At 44.1% G+C, this 1,782-nt stretch carries 1 protein-coding gene; it reads left to right on the plus strand.

Features of this window, described 5'->3' with window-relative positions:
- Nucleotides 1-137: 137 nt before the first annotated feature.
- Nucleotides 138-1,628: a group II intron reverse transcriptase/maturase gene (ltrA, locus tag H6A27_RS14275; protein ID WP_204509168.1), complete on the plus strand. Its 1,491-nt coding sequence runs from the start codon at nucleotides 138-140 to the stop codon at nucleotides 1,626-1,628.
- Nucleotides 1,629-1,782 lie beyond the last annotated feature (154 nt).

Genomic DNA, 1,782 nt, shown 5'->3' on the forward strand with positions numbered 1-1,782 from the left:
GTGCGGGTAAAGGATTGCGGAGAAAGCGAACGCTTCCGTGTAATGCGGAGGATAGAGGTTTTAACGTCACCTCATGCGAAAGCAGGCAGACTTCCGCAGGGTAATTCTTTGTGAAACGATTGTAGAACTTTAACGAAATGAAGAAACAGCAAAGGAGCGAGGCGAAAGCCGAGTGTGCATCTTCAGCCAAGTATAACACTGCATGGAAAGACATTGACTTTCATAAGTGTGAGTGCAAGGTCAGAAAGCTGCAAGTCCGAATAGCAAAGGCTCATACAGAAAAGAGGTACAACAAGGTGAAAGCCTTGCAGCACCTCCTTGTCACTTCGTTTGAAGCCAAGGCATTGGCAGTAAGAAAAGTGACCTCCAATAAAGGCAAGCGCACGGCAGGGGTTGACCAAATAAAGTGGGACACCGATGCCAAGAAAATAGAAGCTATACGTTCTTTGACACGGAGAGGATATAAAGCCCTCCCATTGAAAAGGGTCAACATACCCAAGACGAACGGCAAGACAAGACCGTTGGGAATACCGACCATGAAAGACAGAGCCATGCAGGCACTGTACCTTATGGCATTGGAACCCATAACGGAGAGTGAAGCGGATGCAAACTCTTACGGATTCAGAAAGTTCAGAAGCACGGCAGATGCGATAGATGCACTCCACAGATGGCTAAGCAGGGATTGCTCTCCCGAATGGATATTGGAGGGAGACATAAAAGGCTGCTTCGACCATATCAGCCACGAATGGCTTCTCGATAACGTACGAATCGACAGGCAGATATTAAGGAAATGGCTTAAAAGTGGAGTTGTGTTCAACAAACTGCTTCAACCGACACTTGAAGGGACACCGCAGGGTGGTATCATATCACCGACACTTGCAAATGCAACTCTGGACGGCATGGAAAGAATGCTCAAAGAGAAGTACAAGGCAAATTATGTCAATGGAAAACTGTACTGTCCCAAAGTCAATCTTGTAAGATATGCGGACGACTTCATTGTCACAGCCGATAAAAGGGAAACATTACTTGAAATAAAGGAAATGTTGACAGCCTTTTTAAAGGAAAGAGGGCTTACACTATCCGAGGAGAAGACACTGATAACACACATCAGTGAAGGATTTGACTTTTTAGGGTTCAATGTACGGAAGTACAACGGAACATTGTTAATAAAGCCGTCAAAGAAAAGTCAGAAACGCTTCACTGACAAGCTGCATGAGGTTGTGCTGACCAAAGGTAAGTCACTATCCCAGCAGGAGTTGATAGAGAAACTCAATCCTATAATAAGGGGATGGGGCAACTACTACAGCCATGTGGTATCAAAGGAGGTGTTCTGCCGATGCGACCATATCTTAATAAACCAGCTTAAAAGATGGTCATATAACAGACATACCAACAAGTCAAGGGAATGGATAAGAAAGAAGTATTTTATCCATGAAGGTGGCAGAAATTGGATTTTCGGATTTGTATATGAATGTGGAGGAATAAAGGAGAAGTTCACATTACAACAACTGACTGAGATTCCAATCAAGCGACACATAAAGATAAAATGCGAAGCCAATCCGTTTGACCCAGTATGGGACGAATACTTCGAAAGGCGGAAACTCAAAAGTGCCCGTCGACGTGCGTAAAGAAAACTTTATCGGAAACAAGTCATCGAAAGATGATTACGAGCCGATTTAATTTTATGAGAATTAAATTTAGAATTATCGGAGCTGTATGCGGTGAAAGTCGCACGTACAGTTCTTAATGGGGAAAGCGGCAGCAATGCCGCCGACCTACATA

The organism is Bacteroides caecigallinarum (assembly GCF_016902295.1).
Classification (GTDB): Bacteria; Bacteroidota; Bacteroidia; order Bacteroidales; family Bacteroidaceae; genus Phocaeicola; species Phocaeicola caecigallinarum_A.